Origin of the sequence: Alsobacter metallidurans, from assembly GCF_014636935.1 — a bacterium.
GTDB lineage: Bacteria > Pseudomonadota > Alphaproteobacteria > Rhizobiales > Beijerinckiaceae > Alsobacter > Alsobacter metallidurans.
In genome coordinates this window covers 1-982 of record NZ_BMES01000006.1, presented here as the reverse complement: position 1 = coordinate 982, position 982 = coordinate 1, and the positions used below count along the sequence as shown (strand labels likewise).

Here is a 982-nt window from a genome sequence, read left to right as displayed (position 1 = left end):
CCCCAAGGCTTATCGCAGCGTACCACGTCCTTCATCGCCTCTCAGCGCCAAGGCATCCACCGAATGCCCTTATGACACTTGATCGTTCTCATGAACAATGCTCGTCGCTTCAACCACGTGTCATGGTGGCGAAGCCAGTTCCAGGTCCTCCGCTCGGCGCGGATGGCGAGAGACACGTCTCCCGCCCGGACCCTTCGAACACATTGCTCGAAAAGACCAGTTTGCTTCGATCACATCCGGCGTCCGTGCGGTCAGGCGACGGCGCTGGCAGCCAACGCATCCAGTGTAGTGGATGCGAAGTCCGGACATGATCCCTCTTCACGATGTCAAAGATCAAACTCAGCCGGCGATGCGCCAGGCCAAGAAGCTGTTTTCTCTTTTCGGATGAGTTCTCTGGGAGCGATCACGACGATCAACCTGCCTGGTGGAGCCAGACGGGATCGAACCGACGACCTCATGCTTGCAAAGCACGCGCTCTCCCAACTGAGCTATGGCCCCACTCGCCGCAGGCGAGTGTGTGGACTTGAAGCTCAATGCTAGTCACCCAAAGCCAAAGGCTTTGGACTAGCGCGAACGCGCGCCGCGTCCTTCGACGCGTCAACCGCTCGCACAGCGAGCGCACCAAGATGGTGGGCCTGGGAAGACTCGAACTTCCGACCTCACGCTTATCAAGCGCGCGCTCTAACCAACTGAGCTACAAGCCCAAGATCTCCCGAGCTTGACCGATCGGCCTTGAGGCCGATCGCCCAAACCATGGGCTCATCCGGAAAGAAAGAGAAACGAGGACGGCTATGTCCCGCAAGTGAGCTCTGACTGAGCTCTTTTGTTCCAAGTGCTTCGATAGGCCTTGCAGACGAGTCTGCGCAGCTCTGAAGAAGCATCCTTAGAAAGGAGGTGATCCAGCCGCAGGTTCCCCTACGGCTACCTTGTTACGACTTCACCCCAGTCGCTGACCCTACCGTGGTCGTCTGCCTCCTTGCGG

General features: G+C 58.5%; 2 tRNA genes and 2 rRNA genes. All 4 read right to left on the bottom strand.

What is annotated here, in order from left to right:
- A 23S ribosomal RNA gene (locus IEV99_RS23625) occupies positions 1-84 on the bottom strand; the annotation flags it as partial.
- Positions 85-422: 338 nt separating this feature from the next.
- A tRNA-Ala gene (locus IEV99_RS23620) sits at positions 423-498 on the bottom strand.
- A 129-nt stretch (positions 499-627) separates the two neighbouring features.
- A tRNA-Ile gene (locus IEV99_RS23615) sits at positions 628-704 on the bottom strand.
- A 183-nt stretch (positions 705-887) separates the two neighbouring features.
- A 16S ribosomal RNA gene (locus IEV99_RS23610) occupies positions 888-982 on the bottom strand; the annotation flags it as partial.